The organism is Amycolatopsis sp. NPDC114505, from assembly GCF_055633615.1.
The window spans coordinates 1,794,915-1,810,572 of the sequence record NZ_JBVKDV010000001.1; the positions used below are offsets into that span (position 1 = coordinate 1,794,915).

General features: G+C 70.6%; 14 protein-coding genes. 8 read left to right on the forward strand and 6 right to left on the reverse strand.

The window, feature by feature from the left end; translation table 11 throughout:
* Positions 1-64: 64 nt before the first annotated feature.
* On the forward strand, positions 65-1,849 hold the full coding sequence (locus ACZ7OU_RS09045) for a serine/threonine-protein kinase (RefSeq protein WP_470254714.1): 1,785 nt from the start codon (positions 65-67) through the stop codon (positions 1,847-1,849).
* 83 nt (positions 1,850-1,932) lie between these two features.
* Here ACZ7OU_RS09045 and ACZ7OU_RS09050 read toward each other — a convergent pair whose 3' ends face one another.
* On the reverse strand, positions 1,933-2,406 hold the full coding sequence (locus ACZ7OU_RS09050; protein ID WP_470254715.1) for a hypothetical protein: 474 nt from the start codon (positions 2,404-2,406) through the stop codon (positions 1,933-1,935).
* 9 nt (positions 2,407-2,415) lie between these two features.
* Positions 2,416-6,291 (reverse strand): SGNH/GDSL hydrolase family protein, encoded by a 3,876-nt coding sequence (locus ACZ7OU_RS09055; RefSeq protein ID WP_470254716.1) that lies wholly within the window; start codon positions 6,289-6,291, stop codon positions 2,416-2,418.
* 409 nt (positions 6,292-6,700) lie between these two features.
* Here ACZ7OU_RS09055 and ACZ7OU_RS09060 point away from each other — a divergent pair, with 409 nt between their 5' ends.
* Both ACZ7OU_RS09060 and ACZ7OU_RS09065 read left to right on the forward strand, forming a co-directional pair.
* Complete coding sequence (locus ACZ7OU_RS09060) at positions 6,701-7,165, forward strand: hypothetical protein (protein ID WP_470254717.1); 465 nt, start codon at positions 6,701-6,703, stop codon at positions 7,163-7,165.
* Between the two features lie 28 nt (positions 7,166-7,193).
* Complete coding sequence (locus tag ACZ7OU_RS09065) at positions 7,194-7,676, forward strand: hypothetical protein (RefSeq protein WP_470254718.1); 483 nt, start codon at positions 7,194-7,196, stop codon at positions 7,674-7,676.
* A gap of 47 nt (positions 7,677-7,723) precedes the next feature.
* Here ACZ7OU_RS09065 and ACZ7OU_RS09070 read toward each other — a convergent pair whose 3' ends face one another.
* Positions 7,724-9,907 carry a transglycosylase domain-containing protein gene (locus ACZ7OU_RS09070; RefSeq protein WP_470254719.1) on the reverse strand — a complete coding sequence of 728 codons (2,184 nt, stop codon included), beginning with the start codon at positions 9,905-9,907 and terminating at the stop codon, positions 7,724-7,726.
* Positions 9,908-10,249: 342 nt separating this feature from the next.
* Between ACZ7OU_RS09070 and ACZ7OU_RS09075 the strand changes: the two genes are divergently transcribed.
* Positions 10,250-10,546, forward strand: coding sequence for a WhiB family transcriptional regulator (locus ACZ7OU_RS09075; protein ID WP_470240639.1), 297 nt, complete (start codon positions 10,250-10,252; stop codon positions 10,544-10,546).
* Positions 10,547-10,592: 46 nt separating this feature from the next.
* On the opposite strand, the gene bagB is transcribed toward ACZ7OU_RS09075, so the two are convergent.
* The 3 genes from bagB to ACZ7OU_RS09090 are packed head-to-tail and all read right to left on the reverse strand — an operon-like array spanning position 10,593 to position 12,976.
* Positions 10,593-11,702 carry an ATPase BagB gene (bagB, locus tag ACZ7OU_RS09080; RefSeq protein WP_470240640.1) on the reverse strand — a complete coding sequence of 370 codons (1,110 nt, stop codon included), beginning with the start codon at positions 11,700-11,702 and terminating at the stop codon, positions 10,593-10,595.
* On the reverse strand, positions 11,699-12,706 hold the full coding sequence (bagA, locus tag ACZ7OU_RS09085; protein ID WP_470240641.1) for an ATPase BagA: 1,008 nt from the start codon (positions 12,704-12,706) through the stop codon (positions 11,699-11,701). The genes bagB and bagA overlap by 4 nt, the downstream gene beginning before the upstream one ends.
* A 21-nt stretch (positions 12,707-12,727) precedes the next feature.
* The gene (locus ACZ7OU_RS09090; RefSeq protein ID WP_470240642.1) at positions 12,728-12,976 is read right to left on the reverse strand and encodes a hypothetical protein; all 249 of its coding nucleotides are present in this window, start codon (positions 12,974-12,976) and stop codon (positions 12,728-12,730) included.
* A 152-nt stretch (positions 12,977-13,128) separates the two neighbouring features.
* Between ACZ7OU_RS09090 and ACZ7OU_RS09095 the strand changes: the two genes are divergently transcribed.
* From ACZ7OU_RS09095 to ACZ7OU_RS09110, 4 genes are read left to right on the forward strand one after another with little or no spacing between them, the layout of a single operon-like run.
* Positions 13,129-13,290, forward strand: coding sequence for a DUF4177 domain-containing protein (locus ACZ7OU_RS09095; RefSeq protein WP_086679227.1), 162 nt, complete (start codon positions 13,129-13,131; stop codon positions 13,288-13,290).
* Between the two features lie 4 nt (positions 13,291-13,294).
* Positions 13,295-13,750, forward strand: coding sequence for a RidA family protein (locus ACZ7OU_RS09100; protein WP_449674245.1), 456 nt, complete (start codon positions 13,295-13,297; stop codon positions 13,748-13,750).
* Positions 13,750-14,376 carry a hypothetical protein gene (locus ACZ7OU_RS09105; RefSeq protein ID WP_155547846.1) on the forward strand — a complete coding sequence of 209 codons (627 nt, stop codon included), beginning with the start codon at positions 13,750-13,752 and terminating at the stop codon, positions 14,374-14,376. Before ACZ7OU_RS09100 ends, ACZ7OU_RS09105 begins: the two co-directional genes overlap by 1 nt.
* Positions 14,377-14,412: 36 nt before the next feature.
* The gene (locus ACZ7OU_RS09110; protein ID WP_470240643.1) at positions 14,413-15,564 is read left to right on the forward strand and encodes a hypothetical protein; all 1,152 of its coding nucleotides are present in this window, start codon (positions 14,413-14,415) and stop codon (positions 15,562-15,564) included.
* Positions 15,565-15,658: the final 94 nt, after the last annotated feature.

The window sequence follows — 15,658 nt, forward strand, 5'->3', positions numbered from 1 at the left end:
GCCCCCGGCCCGGGGCGGAGCCCCGGATGTCACAGGGTTTCCAACCGGGGGGTTGGGGAGAACGATGGAGCAGTTCGGGCCGTACCGGATCGAGGGCCTGCTCGGCCGAGGGGGCATGGGCGAGGTCCACCGCGCGTACGACACGGCGCACGATCGCGTCGTCGCGCTGAAGCTGCTGTCCGGGCCGAACGCGGGCGACGAGGCGTTCCGCGCGCGGTTCCGCCGCGAGTCGCAGATCGTCGCGCGGTTGCGTGAGCCGCACGTGATCCCGATCCACGCGTACGGCGAAATCGACGGGCAGCTGTACCTCGACATGCGGCTCGTCGAGGGCAAGGACCTGAAGGAGCTGCTCGAGGACGGGCCACTGACGCCCGAGCGGGCGGTGGGGCTCGTCGAGCAGGTCGCGGGCGCGCTCGACGCCGCCCACGAGGACGGCCTGGTGCACCGCGACGTCAAGCCGTCCAACGTGCTCGTGACGAGCAGCGACTTCGTGTACCTCGTGGACTTCGGCATCGCGCGGTCGATGACCGCCGAGGGCACGTCGATCACGGGCACCGGCAACGTGATCGGCACGCTCGACTACATGGCGCCGGAACGCTTCGGCGACGCGCCGATCACCGGGCTCGTCGACGTCTACGCGCTCGCGTGCGTGTTCTTCGAGTGCCTCACCGGGCACCGCCCGTTCCAGGCGGAGGGCGCGGCCGCGCAGATGGGCGCGCACCTGAACGCGCCGCCACCGGTGCTTTCGCAGGAGCGGCCGGGCACCCCGCCGGCACTGGACGCGGTGGTGGCGCGCGGCATGGCGAAGGACCCCGCCCACCGGTACCCGACGGCGGGTGCGTTCGCCGCCGCGGTCCGGACCGCGGCGACCGCGCCGGCACCGCCGATCCCGACGTGGCAGAAGACCCTGCCGGGGCCGGTGAACCCGCCCACCCTCGCCGCGCCGATGACCCCGCCCATGACGCCGTCCATGTCCCCGCCCTCGACCCCGCCGCGGGCCACGCCGATGCCGACCGCGCCCTACGGCGGCCCGCCGACCGGGACGTACGCCGGTCCGCCGTCGGGGGTCTACGCCGGTCCGCCGACCGGTCCGCGGAGCGCCCCGATCCCGCCGCGGCAGCCACCTCGCGCGGCGAAGTCCCAGCGGAACCGGTGGATCGCGTTGTGCGCCGTGCTCGCCGGGGTGGTCGTGGTCGCGCTGGTGATCACGTACGTGGTGACCAGGGACAAGACGACGCAGACCGGCGGCCCGTCGACGCCCTTGACCGTCGACCCGCCGACGTCGTCGACGCCCGGGACGAGCACGGAGAAGTCGACGCCACCACCGTCCACTTCGGAAACGAAGCCGGCCCACGACGAGAAGCTCTACGCCGCGCTTCCCACGGTCTACAAGCAATACACGTGTCAAGACGCGGCGGTGCCGGCCGGCGCGGCGGCCGCGGTCGAGTGCACGGACTCGAACGTCGGCGACGTGAAGATCGGCAACGTCGTGTTCCAGCAGCCGACCGGGGCGAAGTTCCTGCGCTTCGCCGACGCGGCGGCGATGGACGCGTTCTTCCAGAACATCGTGAAGACCCAGGGCCTCACCCGCAACGACGCCCAGGGCGCGTGCCGCCCGAAGACGTACCCGAAGATCTGGGGCACGTACTACCGCGCGGAGGTCCGCAACCCGATCCCGGGCGAGTTCCTGACGTGCTTCCTGGGCGACCCGGCCCAGCTGGTGTGGACGGAGAAGTCGACGTTGGTCGCCGGCACCCTGCTGTCCACAAAGGTCACGAACAACGACGAGCTCGACAAGCTCTACCAGTGGTGGAACACCGAGATCCTGTCGGACATGCCGCAGAGCTGATCGCCGCATCTTCGCTGGTCCCCGGCTGTGGCGATCACCCGGCCGGGACTGCGGGAGCCGCGCTGCTCTTCACCGTCGTGGGATCAGTCCGTCAGCTTGATTTCCCGGTCGATCGGGACGTCGTTGTCGGGCCCCGGCAGCCCGGGCGGGCAGGTGAGATCGGCCATCGTCACCTCACCGGGGCGGCCCAGGTCGCCGGAGTAGGACACGCAGAGCCGCACGGCGATCTGTTCGTACTGGCCCTGGAACCCGTCGCCGACCAGCGAAACGAACGCGTACCGGGCGGTGTACCGGCCCTCGGCGGGAAGCTCTTTGCCCAGCAGCACGGTCCCACCGACCCGGTTCTCGTTCGGCACGATGTCCGCGATCGCCCGGTCGACCGACGCCCGCGTCGGCGGTACGACGGCCCGCAGCTGCCGCAGCGCATCCGCAGCGGCGGCCCGGGCGCCCGCGACCGCCTTCGGCCGGAGTTCGTCGGCGGGACTGGCGCAGGCCGTGCAGCACGTCGCCACCGCGATCGCCCCGCACAGCCCGGCCAGTCCCGCCCGCAAGCCCATCTCCCGAGGCTACATTCCCGCGATCGCCGCGGTGGCGACCTGCGCGTAAGTCTGCGCGCCCTGCACGGTCGGGTGCAGGCTTTGCTGGGAAACGGCGTTCGGGGCGTCGCCCCGGGTCAGGGTCAGCACGACCCGGTGGATCAGCTCCGAGCCGCTCGGTGCGCCGGCCCGGTCGTCACCGCACGCCGCCCGGCCGGCGAACGCCGAACGCGGGTCGGCCCACGTAACCGGGAGCCCCGTCGCCTTCGCGTTCGACACCGCGGTGCGCAGGACGTCGTCGAGACGGTTGTTCATCTCGATGATCCACGGTCCCTCTTCGGCACCGATCCCGGGAATGCACTCGCCGTCCAGCTCCAGCAGGATCGGGTAGCCCATCACGAGGATCTTCGCGTTCGGTGCCCGCACCGGGTCGTGCAGGGACGTCAGCACGGTTTGCAGAGCCGGGCCGATCTGGTCGATCTTCTTCGGCTCGGCCGAGGAGAGCGGCTCACCGTCGTCGCCGAACACCTGGTTCTGGCACACCGTGACCGACAGCACGCACTGGTTGAAGATCGGCGTGAACCGCGCGTCGTTGCCGCCCGCGGAGAACGTGACCAGGGTCGTGTACTGGTCGAGATAACCCTGGTCGGGTTGCTGTCCTTCCTGGTACTGCCCGGATCCGTTCGGCAGCAGGTTCCGCGTCGTCGCGCCGGCGCAGGCTGACATGTGGTAAGTCAGCGTCGGGTCGAACGAATCCACGCGGGACCCGATCGTGCGGCTGCTGTTGTCCGGCAGGAAGGACTGCCGCGCCCACGCGCCGGGCGCGCGGTGGCAGGCGTCGCGCATGGTGTGGTCGTCGCCGTGTTCGTCGCGGCCGTCGTGGTCGCTGCTGCGGTAGTAGCTCCACACACCGTTCACCGGGTCGCCGCTCGCACCCTCGCCCGAGGCGTACGAATCACCGAGGGCGACGACCTGGTTGGCGGGCTTGCCGGGCAGCGGCTGGAAGGCCAAGGCGTCCCACGGCACGTCCCGCACGTCGTCGGTCCACTGGTTGTCGACTTCGCGGCGCGTGAAGTTGTCGAGCGACACACTCGGTGTGCCGTGGAAGTTGAACGCACCCAGGGATTCCCAGTGCCCGGGAGCCGGGTTGCGCCCGTCGTCGAGGTAGTTGCCTTCCACGACCGAGCGGGTGGGCGAGGTCGAATCGGAGCCGTTGACCGTGTAGAACGCCTGGGGAGTCCGCGCGCGGTGGTCCGGGATGTACACCAGCACGCGCGCCCAGCCGTTGATCTGCTGGTCCAGCGTCCACGTTCCGGTCACCTTGTGCTTTTCGTTGGCCGGAACGTTCGGCTGGCCGCGCCAGGCGTGTGCGCTCCACATGTGGCCGCCGAAGCCGCCGTCGACCTGGTGGAAGTCGATCTTCGACGGGTAGTGCCCGACGCTGTCGGCGGCGAACTTGAACGTCAGGGAGCCGTGGTTGGTCCAGTCCTTGTTGCACCCGCGGTAGGTGGTGACGTCGCCCGGGACGTCGTCGATGATCAGCGAGCCGGCCGGCAGTTCCGCCGCGCCCCCGCAGTCGGGCCGGTACAGCACCTTCGACGCGGCGAGCACCGGCTCGGGTGTGCCCGGCGAGTAACGGGGGTTCTCCCCGCCGCACCCGGTCGGGCAGTTCGTCCAGCTCACCGGGAAATGCCACCAGCAGCGCAGGTCGTCGCGCAGGCAGTGGCTGCCCTTGTCGTCCGGGTACTGCGACGGCTTGTGGATCTGGCTCATGTCACAGGACACGGCCGCGGTGCAGAACGTGCCCAGCGGCGGCCGCTGCGGAGTTCCGGCGTTGGGCCAGAGCGCGGGCTGGTAGGCGGTGCCGTACGTGCCGGCCTTCCAGTCCAAGCGCACCAGCGGGTGCTTCGCCCAGCCGAGCACCCGCTCCGGGTACGCCCACTGGCCTGGGGTCTTCGCGTCGTCGTAGCTCGCGTCGAGGAAGCCTTCGCGGTCGGGCGGGAAGTCTTCGTTGGCCACGTTGTTGGCCCAGCCGAGGCCGTAGACGCCGCTCACCTCGCCCGGTGCGTGCCAGCCGCTGTTGTACGCCCAGAGCGCGTACCACCAGTTCTCGATCTTCGTCGGGTCGCCGTCGTTGACGCTGATCCCGACCTGCTTCATCTGGTTCCACTTGTCGATCAGGATGTTGAGCCCGGCCGCGATGTTGGCGGCGTAGTCGACGGTCAGCGCGACCTGCTGCGTCGGTGTGTACACCGAGGTGCCTTCGCTGACCCGCATGCCGGTCGTCACCTGGGTCGCGCCGTAACCGCAGTCGACGTTGCCGAAGTTCACGCTGTCGACGCCGACGCCCTTGCCGTAGAAACCGCCCTGGTTGAAGTTGCCGCTTTCGCCGTCCACGGTGTTCATCCCGGACTGCCACATGTTCGATTCCTGCGCCATCACGCCGAGCAGCACCTGGGCGGGCACCTGGCCGCCACCGGTGAGGGCGTGCGGCGGGAACAGGCCCTGTGGGGTGTATGCGGGCAGCGTCGAGCCGTTCCAGCCGGCTGGGCGCTGGACGTTCAGCTGCCCCTTGACCGCGAGGTCGGCGGCCCACTCGCCCATTTCGGGGGTGGCTTGCAGCGACTGGATCTTCGGATCGTTGCGGGGCACCGCACACCCGCGGTCGGGGTCGATCGTGGTGGTCGACGGGTCGACGGCGGCGGCCCGCTGCCCGGCGGCGGGCGGCGCACCGATCGCGGGGGAGGCCGCGCGGCCGTCCGACGGCACCAGTGCCTCGGGGTGCACGGAGAACTTCGTCCGCGCGCCGGTCTTCAGCACCTGAGCCTCGATCTTGACCGGCGCCGCGTCGCCGGGGTGGTCCGGTGCGCCGCCGACGTTCGTGGCGGACAGCACGGCCAGCGCACCCGTGGTCGACAGGGTCGAGCCGGCCGGGACGTCGGCGGCCTGCCAGCCGGCGGGCAGCGGCGCGGCGAGCCGGCTCGCCGCCGGGCCCTGCACGACGACGTGGCCGGCGCTCTGGCCGAGCCGCACGGAATCCAGCGGTGCCACGGTGATCCGCGTGTCGCCGGCCGGGGTGTAGCGGTGGAGTTCCGTGCCGGCCTTCGTGCGGACTTCGTAGCCGACGCCGCCCTTGTCCGCGCTCAGCCGGAACGGTGTGTCGGCGGTGTCGGCGACGTGTCGCAGTTTCCCGTCGGCTCCGACGGCGGCGAGGCCGTCGGCCGCGGCGGCCAGTACGCCGTCGCCGAAGGGCACCGCGGAGGTGACCTGACCGGTCGCGTCGACCTGCCGCACCACTTTCGCGGTGAGGGCGTCGACGGTCACCAGCCGCGACTTGTACGTGTCGGCGGCGGTGAGGTTGCGAGTGAAGACGACCTCGTCGCTCGCGCCGCAACCCGGGTTGTAGTAAGCGAGGTTGACCGCGAACGGCAGTTTGCGCACGGCACCGCTGGCGAGGTCGACGACGGCGGCGAGCCCGCCGGCGTGGAACCGCTCCTCGCGGTTCACCGCCTCGCGCGGCGAGTAGACGACGGCGGCGAACCGGCCCGAGCCGGTCACGCAGTCCTGCCCGATCCACTGACTGGTTTCGGCGCCGGGCTCGGTGAGCGTCGCCGCGGTGCGCCAGGCGTAACCGTCCTTCGCGTCGGCGACGAGGACGTGGAGACCGGCGGTGTCGCCCACGGTGGTCACCGCGCGGTCGGTGGAGCCGGCCCAGCCGGAACCGAGCACGCCGGCGCGTTGGGCGAGGGGAACCGACGAGGTGGCGGGCGGGTCGGCGGGCGGCGGCGGAGCGGCTGCGGCGGAGGCGGGGCTCTGCCCGGCCGCCAGCGCGGAGATCAGGGTGACGGCCGCCGTGAGCGGCAGCCATCTCGATGACCGGTACACAGGTCTGCGTACCTTGTGCATGAATGTGAGCCTTTCCGAAGTGTGTGACGTCAGAAATCATCACGGAATGAGGATTCCGGGCTGGCGGGGACGCCGGACGGCTGCGTGCCGAGGTGCCGGCTGCGGCTGGGATTTCAGCGGATTCGACGGCTGGCGTGCGAATTGCGTGCCGCGTCGGCGCCGTCGGCGACGGAAGAAATGGTCGCTCCGGTGTTCGATTGGCGGATCGACGCGGACGCGCGCGTGCTCACCCCCTCCCCAGGGTCGGCGCCACGCCTTGGCCGGCGGATGTTTCCGCAGCTCATAGCAGTGAACACCGTGCGTGCCCTGGTGGCCAAGGGCCGGAAGGGTGATCTTCAGTTACTGGTTTCGGCGTGTCGCGACACTCAGTCTGTCACTCGGACGGCCTATTGATCAGAAGTGGCGCGGCGTGGGTAACTGGCTGCGCATTTCTGTTCGCTCGGCCTTTCGGGATGAGCTGCAAATGAGGGGAAAGATTGATTTGAAGCTTTACGGAAAGCTGTCCGCGGTGGCGGCAATAGTTGCTGTTATGTCCGGTTTCGGCGGTATTGCCGCGGCCTCGACCGACTCGGCGGAAAGCGTCGAGGCCTGCCCCGGCGGGACATACGGCACTTGGTGCGCGCTGACAGTCGCCGCGGTGAACGTGCGGGCGCAGCCGACTTCCCAGTCGCAGTACATCGTCACGCTCCCCTACCAGAGCTGGTTCTCGCTGGACTGCTGGACGACCGGGGAGGCGATCCACGGCGACAACGTCTGGTATCGCGGTGTCTACACCGACTACCAGAACAGCGTGCCGGTCGCCATCGACGGGTGGGTGACCGGCTACTACCTGGCAACCGGCCACGACCCGGCTTCGCCCATCGGTCACTGCTGATCCGGACCGTCGACATCGGGAGGTTGTAGTGCGGAACAAGGCAATGCGGGCTGTGCTTTCGCTGGCTGTCGTCGTCGCGGGGATGGTCGTGCCGGTGCAAGTGGCGTCGGCGAGCACCGGTGACTGCGCCGGCGGGCGGAACGGGTTCGTCGACATCCCCGACAACCAGGACGGCTACTCGGCCGCCTGGAACTCGACCATCACCATCGGCAACGCCGAGGAGCACCTCGACCTCGAGTTCGCGCCCATCGGCGGGAAGACCCGGGGCTTCGCCATCCTGTGGGCGGACGGCACCAACGGTGGCCCGCCGCCGTATGTGGCCTTCGACTCCGTCTGGATGGACTGGACGCGGGACGGCGGCGGCACCTGGATCCAGTGCGGGCCGTTCGGCAATCCCCATGGCCGGGCGAGTATCACGTCGGCGGCGATGGTGACGAACCCCAGTACGTCCTGGCGGTTCCGCGCCGGCGCCATGGCGCACGGCACGATGTACCTCACCGGCTGGTACTGATCCGGATGACCGAAGGGCCCCGCGGCATCCGCGGGGCCCTTCGGTGCTCAGCGGCCGGGGCCGCCCATGTACTGCGGATCCGGCTGCGGCAGCGGTGCTTCCGGTTGCCCGGCCAGGATGTTGGACACCGCGCCGAACCAGGTCCTGGCGGGGGCGTGCCCACCGAAGATGTTGCCGTCGCGGCCGCCGGGACACAGGCTGACCCGCCCGGGCCCGGCGTCGCAGATACCACCCTGCCCGCCGCCGAACTTGAACGTCATGGCCGCGCCGGCGATCTGCGGGGTCCCGCCGACGAAGGCCGCCGAGACGTTCGACTGCGTGGTTCCGGTCTTGCCGATCAGCGGACGTGTCCAGTGCGCCGCGTTGGCCGCCTGGAAAGAGGTGCCGCCGCCCGGCTGGTCGTCCTTGCTCATCCCGACCGCGAGCGTGTTCGCGAGACCTTCCGGTACCGCCTGCTCACACGGCGCTTCCTTGACCGGCACCGGGTTCCCATTGCGATCGGTCACCCCTCCGATCGGAGTCGGCGGGCACCAGACGCCACCGGACAGGATGGTCGCGGCCACGTTGCCCATTTCCAGACCACTGACCGGGCTCACCCCGAGGGTGAACGAGCCGAGTCCGGGGCTGTTGCCCTGGGGACCGTAGAACTTGCTCTGGGGATCCCGCAGCTCGGCCTTGCTCGCGTTCGGATCGGGCGTGCGGCCCGCCGCGCTGGTGGCCATCGTGTCGCGCAACCCGAGGCGGTGTGCCATGTCGATCGCCGGGGCGGTGCTGCCGATCCGGTCCTCGAGCTCGACGAACGCGGTGTTCGGCGAGGTCGCCAAGGCCGTCTGGACGTTCGCGCCGCTGGCGAGCCTGCTGTAGTCGCCGGCGTTGCCGACGCAGTACCAGAACGTCCTCGGTTTGCCGGTCGGTCCGCCGCATCCACCTGGCCCGGTCGTGAAGACGCGTGAGGTGTACCTGTCGGGGATGTCGATCGGCGAATAGATCCCGGCGATGCCCTTGTCCATCGCCGCGGCGGTGGTGAAGATCTTGAACGTCGATCCGGCGCCGCCGGTGTTGTAGACGCCGGCGGGCAGGGTGTACGTCGTCTGGCCGGCGTCTTGGTTGCCGCCGTAGTCGCGGTTCGCCGCCAGTGCCACGACCTCATGCCGGTCCTTGCCCGGTTTGATCAAGGAGAGCGTGTTCGCGATGTACGGCTGGGTCTTGTCCACCTGCGCCTCGGCCGAAGCCTTCGCCTCGTGGTTCGCCTTCTCGTCGAGCGTGGTTTTGATCGTGTACCCGCCGGTGTACAGCTGGTCCTTGGTCATCCCGGACTTGATCAGGTAGTCCTCGACGTACTGGCAGAAGAAGCCGTCTTCCGCACCGGCGCCGATGCAGTTGGCCGCCGGCTTGGCCGGGAAGTCCGGCACGACGCCCAGCGGCTCGCCCTTGAAGCGGTCGGCGTCGGCCTTGGCCAGCTTCTTGTTCTCCACCATGCGGTCGAGGACGAGGTTGCGGCGCGCGGTGGCCTTGTCGGCGTGCTTCCACGGGTCGTTGTTGATCGGGTTGTTCACCAGGCCGGCCAGCAGCGCCGCCTGCGGCACCGTGAGCTTCTCCGGCGTGGTGTTGAAGTACGCGTGCGCGGCGGCGCCGATCCCGTAGATCTGCCGGGAGAACTCGACGATGTTCAGGTAGCCGGCGAGGATCTGCTGCTTGCTCAGCTTCGTCTCGAGCTGGATCGCGATCCGCGCTTCCTTGAGCTTGCGGGCGACCGACTGCTCCTGGGCCTTCTTCTGACCGACCGGGTCGTTCCGGTAGACGACGTTGATCAGGTAGTTCTTGGTGTACTGCTGGGTCAGCGTCGACGCGCCCTGCGTGTCCGCGCCGGTGCTGTTGCTGACGGCCGCGCGCAGCGTGCCCTGCCAGTCGACGCCGTGGTGGTCGTAGAACCGCTTGTCCTCGACCGAGACCAGGGCCCACTTCATGGCCTCGTTGATCTGGTCCGGGGTGACCGGCAGGCGGTACTGGTCGTACAGCGTCGCGATCGGCTTCCCGGTGCTGTCCGTGACCGTCGTGACCAGTGGCGGAGGGATGTCGGCGAGGTCCGAAGACGTCTTCTCCACCGTCTCGCTGGCCTGGTTGGACATGACACCGGCGGCCCCCACGACCGGGAAGAGCATGCCGGCGACGAGCACCCCCGCGAGCAGGCAGAGGCCGATGAGCTTGAACAAACCATCCGCTTTTCGCACGAGGGCCAGGCTACCCGGGACAGGTCAGGTCACGGTGACGCCCTGTCTCCGCAAGTGTGAAATCAGTGACAAAACCGACCCCCTTCGGTGACATCTGGTAACGGAAGGCATTCTAGGTCTCGACGGGGGGAACCGACGGCCCCTACAGTCCGTCAACGTCTCACGAAGACAAGCCGTCGGATGGATCAACGCGGGTGGGAGCTCGCCTGGTCCGAACGGCGGCACCGGCACCGGGGAGGTGCCCGGAACCGACGTGAGCAGAGGGAGACACGCTCGCGGGGGCAAGGAGCGCAGTGCCTTTCCCCGCTGGTGCGTCGATCACCAGGGTAGGGAGCTGGGGGTATGGAAACCAACCAGTCGAGCTGGCGAATGAACGCGTCCTGCCGGGACGCCGACCCGGACGGGTTGTTCGTCCGGGGCGCGGAGCAGAACCGGGCCAAGGCGGTCTGCCTGGGCTGCCCGGTCCGGACGGAATGCCTCGCCGAAGCACTCGACGGCCGGATCAACTTCGGCGTGTGGGGAGGCATGACCGAGCGGGAACGGCGGGCACTGCTGCGCCGCCGCCCCGACGTGGTCAGCTGGGCGGACCTGCTGGACGCGGCCAAACGGGACGCGGAAGAGCGGGTGGAAGTCGGCTGAGGCGGTCGCGGGTGGCGCGGTCCTGCTGCCGCGCTACCCGCACCGCTCAGCCGGCGAGCTTCACGCCGATGTCGCGCAACCCCTCCAGGTCGTGCACGTCACCGGCCAGCGCCGGTACCCGGGCCAGCGCCACCTCGGGGTGTGCCCGGGTGAACCGGGCCAGCAGCCTCTCCTCGCGCGCCGCCAGGTCGACGCGGTCCGCGTGCAGCCTCAACACCGCTTCGGCCAAAGGTGCGCCCTGCAAGGAGTCCGCCGCGGTGCGCGCCTCGGACCCCGACAGCGAAGCCAGTACCGGGTGCGTCCGGTTCGCGATCAGCCCGGCCAGTGGCATCGACTCCGACGACAGCCGCTCCACGAAGTAGGACGCCTCGCGCAGCGCGTCCGGCTCAGGCGCGGCCACCACCAGGAACGACGTCCCCGACGAGCGCAGCAGCTCGGCCGTCTTGCGGGCGCGCTCGCGGAAGCCGCCGAACATGCTGTCGAACGCCTGCATGAACGCCGACGCGTCGGTCAGCAGCTGGCCGCCGATGATCGTCGAGACCGCCTTCGCGAACATCGAGAAGCCCGCGTTGACGACCTTGCGCAGTCCCCAGCCGCCGGCCTTCGCCGGGCCCGTCAGCAGGCGGATCATGCGGCCGTCCAAGGCCGATGACAGGCGCGTCGGCGCGTCGAGGAAGTCCAAGGCGGACCGGCTCGGCGGGGTGTCGACGATGATCAGGTCCCAGTCGCCGGACGCCGCGAGCTGGCCCAGCTTCTCCATCGCCATGTACTCCTGCGTGCCGGAGAACGACGTGGAAATGGTCTGGTAGAAGGGGTTCTGCAGCAGCTGCTCAGCGCGCTCGGGGCCGGCGTGCACGCGCACCATGTCGTCGAACGTGCGGCGCATGTCGAGCATCATCGCCCACAGCTCGCCCTTGGGCTCGAACCCCTCGACCCGCACCTGCTTCGGGTGGTTGCCCAGCTCGCGCAGGCCGAGCGCCTGCGCCAGGCGCCGCGCGGGGTCGATCGTCAGCACGACGGTCTGGCGGCCGCGCTCGGCCGCGCGCAGGGCCAGCGCCGCGGCCGTCGTCGTCTTGCCGACGCCGCCGGAGCCGCAGCAGACGATCACGCGGCTCTCCGGGTCGTCGAGCAGCGCGTCGATGTCGATGGTGGTCACACCCGCACCCCCTGGTCGGTCAGGGCCTCGGCCAGGTCGTAGAGGGCCGCGACGTCGACGCCGTCGGTGAGGTCCGGCAGCTCGAGGGTGGGCAGGTCGGCCTCGGCGAGCTGCTCGCGCGCCCGCTGCTCGGCCGCGACCCGCACGGCGTGTTCGACGGTCTCCTCGACGAGGGCGTCCAACGTGTCTTCCGGCAGCTTCAGCCCGGCCGACGCGAGCCCGGAGCGGACGCGGGAGGCGTCGACGCGCCCGTCCGCGGCGGCCGTCACCGAGCGCGCGGGCAGCCGCGGCGGTCTGACCCGGTTGACGAGCACCGCGCCCGGGCGCAGGTCGGCGCCGTCCAGCTCGGCCACGGCTTCGACGGTCTCGCGGACCGGCATCTCCTCCAGCAGCGTGGCCAGGTGGATCACGGTCTCCCCGGAGTGCAGCAGTCGCACGACCCCTTCGGCCTGGCCGCGGATCGGGCCGGTCTTCGCGAGGTCGGTCAAGGCCTTGGTGACGTCGAGGAACTTGACGACGCGGCCGGTCGGCGGCGAGTCGACGACGACGGCGTCGTAGGTGTGCCGCCCGTCGGACTCGGTGCGGCCGACGCACTCCTTGATCTTCCCGGTGAGCAGGACGTCCCGCAGGCCCGGCGCGAGGGTGGTGGCGAACTCGATCGCCCCCATCCGCCGCAGCGTCCGGCCGGCGAAACCGAGGTTGTAGAACATCTCGAAGTACTCGAGCAGCGCGGCTTCGACGTCGATGTGCAGCGCGCGCAGCTCGCCCCCGCCGGGGACGGCGGCGATGCGCTGCTCGGCGTAGGGCAGCGGCTCGGTGTCGAAGAGCTGGGCGATGCCCTGGCGGCCCTCAACCTCGATGAGCAGCACGCGCCGGCCTTCGCGGGCGAGCGCGAGGCCGAGCGCCGCCGCGAGCGTCGTCTTGCCGGTCCCGCCCTTGCCGGTGACGAAGTGCAGCCGGGCGCGGGCAAGCTCGTCGGTCCAGCCGGCATGGGAAGTGGTCACCACTTCACCCTAAATCAGTGCTCAGCTGGCCAGCAGCATGACGCTGACCGCAGCGGCCACCCCCGCGACCAGCAGCCACGCGGCGAGACCCGGCAGCACGGTGATCATCAGCACGCCCAGGACGACCAGCAGCGTGAGGGTCACCACGCCGCCGAGGGCGACCTGGCCGGAGCTCTGCGTCCGGTCGCGCACCTTCGCCATCACCACGAGCACCAGGGGCAGCCCGGCCGCCGCGAGCAGCGCCGCCGCGATCACGCGCCACGTTTCCACGGGCCCACGCTAGCGGGCCGCGAGGGGCGCGTTCACGGACTTGAGGGCGCCGCGTGACGGGCTGTGAAGTCGGCCACACTCCCGGCGCGTCGCGCGGGTTAACCCGGCGGTGGCCCCCGGCGGTCTTGCCCGCTTGGCTACGCTCCCGGTTCATGAGCGCCACCAAGTGGGAGTACGCGACCGTCCCTCTGCTGATCCACGCCACGAAGCAGATCCTCGACCAGTGGGGCGAGGACGGCTGGGAACTGGTCACCGTGCTGCCGAACCCGACGGGCGAGCAGCACGTCGCGTACCTCAAGCGTCCGAAGGGCTGACCCCGTGAGCTGGAGCGAACGGCTGAAGGAGCTCGGCATCGAGCTGCCCGGCGTGGCCGCCCCGCTGGCCGCTTACGTGCCCGCCGTGCGGAGCGGCCAGCACGTCTACACCTCCGGCCAGCTGCCCTTCGTCGACGGCGTCCTCGCCGCGACCGGCAAGGTCGGCGCGGAGATCAGCCCCGAAGAGGCGAAGGGCCACGCCCGCACGTCGGCGCTCAACGCGCTCGCGGCCGTGCACGCACTGGTCGGCATTGACAACGTCGCGCGGATCGTCAAGGTTGTCGGCTTCGTGGCTTCCGCGGAGGGCTTCACCGGCCAGCCCGCGGTCGTCAACGGCGCGTCCGAGCTCCTCGGCGAGGTCTTCGGCGACGCGGGCATCCACGCCCGGTCGGCCGTCGGCGTCGCGGAGCTGCCCATCGGCTCGCCGGTGGAGGTCGAACTGATCGTGGAGGTGCAGTGATGGATCCGGACATCGAGCAGTCCACCCACGAGCTGCTGCTCCGGCTGGCCGGGCGGCTGCCCGACCAGCTGCTGTGGCGGTTCCGCGACTGGCTCGGCGAGGGCGCCATGGGCACGCTCGCCCGGACCCTGCCGAGGTCTTTGCTTAAGCACAGGATTGACCTCGACCAGACGGAGTACCGCCTGCTCGTGGCCGGGCTCATCCCGCACGGCGCCGACTGGCACCAGGTCAGTTCGACGCTGGGGGTAGACGACGTCACCGAGAACCGGTACACATTCACGTCGAGTGCGCCCGAATGGGTTAACTCGGTCGACTCCGTGTCCGTGTTGATCCACGCAACGTTGCGAGGTCGCCCGGACGTGGGGGAAGTGCGGCAAAGCTGGCGACACGTCGGTGTGGTCGGGCAGGGCACGGCCAAGCGCGTGCTGCTGATCACCGCGCTGAACGGTCTGCCGAGGTTGACCGGCGAACTGCAGCGGGTGCTGCGCGTTCTGGGCGACGAAGAGCCCAGCGTCGAGGTCATTCCGCCGCGCTTCGACCTGCCGGGATATCACCGGGCCGCGCTGGCCGATTCGGAGCTGGTCTGCGTGGGCGCGGTGACGGGGACCCGGCTAGTAGCCGCATAGCGCTCGCCCGCCAGCGAGCTGGGAGGGAGCAAGGCAATGGTGGAGGTCCACGACGGCCCGCCCATGGACGGGTTCTCGGTGCCCCTGCGCCTGCACAACCTGTTGCTGGCCCTGGCGGGCCGGATCGACGACAGCGCGCTCACCGAGGCGCGTGAGCTGATCGCTCGCGCGCACATCGACGAGGCGGTCGAGCTGACCACCGGCACGCTCATCGCGGGCCGGATCCCGGTCAGCTCCGCCGAGCAGCGGGAGCTGGCGCTGGTGCTCGAGATGAGCCGGTCGGACGCCACACTGGCGAACGACCTGCTGGTCGACGAGGCCGAGCCGGTCAGCACGCACCGGTTCAGCGGCGAGAACTCCCCGGAGTTCGGCATCGCCGAGGCGCTCGACCGGACCCTGCAGGTGCTGCCGGACGTCCGCTCGGTGCACGCGGTGTGGCGCAACACACCCGCAGGCAGCGTGCCGGGCGCGCTGCCGCAGCGCGTGGTGCTCGTGGAGCTGGGGCCGGAGGGCAACCCGCCGGCCGTCGCGTTCCGCGTCGACACGGCGCTGCGCCGGGCCGGGATCCACTCCGTCGTCGAGGTCAGCGGACCCGGCGTCGCGCATTCCGAGTACCACCAGGCCGCTTCGGCGGCCGCGTCGCCGGCCTGGGTGACCGGGAGCACGACGTCGACGGCGTCGGTGTACCGGCCCGAGCCGGTCAAGGCGCCGGCCGCGGTGAAGGCCGAACCGGTCGCGGAGTCTTCGGGCAGCAGGCACAGCATGCGGTCGAGCGCCGTCACGACGACCCCGCCGGAGCCCGTCGCCCCGGTGGTGCCGATCGTGTCGCCGCCGCCCGCCCCGGAGCCGCCCCGCCAGTCGCGGTCGGAGCGGTCGTCCGAGCGGACCGAGTCGCGGGCGGAGCGCACCGCCGACCTGACCCCGGCCGAGGTCGCGCAGCTGCGGCAGGCGCTGGCCGAGGACCCGGAGAAGGGCCGCGAGATCGCCGCGGGCAAGCCGTCGATGCACGAGGTCGTCGAGCTGCCGGCGCTGGATCTGGACGACCCGAGCCTGAGCGAGCGCGACCGGGCACTGCTGCGTGAGCTGCACGCGGAGCTGGCCGAGCGCGAGCGCGCCGAGGCGGCGAAGATGCGGCTCAACGGCGCTTCCCGCTCCGGCGGCGACCAGCGCGGCTGGACCGCTCCTTAGTCCTCTTTCGCGAGAAGGCGGTGTCTCCCCCGGGAGACACCGCCTTTTCACTGTCTGAGACGCCACAACTGCGCGACGGAACGTCGGGGTCCGG

Excerpts from the sequence above, each read along its gene's own strand:
- ACZ7OU_RS09075 (WP_470240639.1), top strand. The coding sequence starts at position 10,250 with ATGGAAACCAACCAGTCGAGCTGGCGAATGAACGCGTCCTGCCGGGAC.
- ACZ7OU_RS09050 (WP_470254715.1), bottom strand. The coding sequence starts at position 2,406 with ATGGGCTTGCGGGCGGGACTGGCCGGGCTGTGCGGGGCGATCGCGGTG.
- ACZ7OU_RS09105 (WP_155547846.1), top strand. The coding sequence starts at position 13,750 with ATGGATCCGGACATCGAGCAGTCCACCCACGAGCTGCTGCTCCGGCTG.
- ACZ7OU_RS09110 (WP_470240643.1), top strand. The coding sequence starts at position 14,413 with ATGGTGGAGGTCCACGACGGCCCGCCCATGGACGGGTTCTCGGTGCCC.
- ACZ7OU_RS09095 (WP_086679227.1), top strand. The coding sequence starts at position 13,129 with ATGAGCGCCACCAAGTGGGAGTACGCGACCGTCCCTCTGCTGATCCAC.
- ACZ7OU_RS09055 (WP_470254716.1), bottom strand. The coding sequence starts at position 6,291 with ATGCACAAGGTACGCAGACCTGTGTACCGGTCATCGAGATGGCTGCCG.
- ACZ7OU_RS09045 (WP_470254714.1), top strand. The coding sequence starts at position 65 with ATGGAGCAGTTCGGGCCGTACCGGATCGAGGGCCTGCTCGGCCGAGGG.